Annotated in this window: 1 protein-coding gene; it reads left to right on the plus strand. The window is 62.8% G+C overall.

What is annotated here, in order from left to right:
- Window positions 1-12 precede the first annotated feature (12 nt).
- On the plus strand, window positions 13-258 hold a 246-nt coding region (locus tag SB816_RS33085), incomplete at its 3' end, for an IclR family transcriptional regulator C-terminal domain-containing protein (protein ID WP_410548389.1).

Below are 258 nucleotides of genomic sequence, written 5' to 3' on the forward strand. Positions count from 1 at the left end.
ACGGAAAAGCGTGTGCGAGAACTGATCGACGAAACGTCGACTCAGGGCTTCGCGCTCGATCGCGGCGAATTGCTGGTCGGCGTGGCGGGCGTGTCGGTGCCGATTTTCGCGGTGGAATCGGGGCCCGTGGCCTCGCTCGGCCTCACCTTCCTGTCGGCCCGGCTCACGCCGGAGTTGCTCGACAAATACGTGAATCTTCTCAAGGAAGAAGTCGGGCGCATCGCGCCCAATCTGAATCCGCTCGACCGGCGTTTAACG

The sequence above is a fragment of the Achromobacter sp. SIMBA_011 genome, assembly GCF_046535435.1.
Taxonomy (GTDB): Bacteria; Pseudomonadota; Gammaproteobacteria; order Burkholderiales; family Burkholderiaceae_B; genus Achromobacter; species Achromobacter dolens.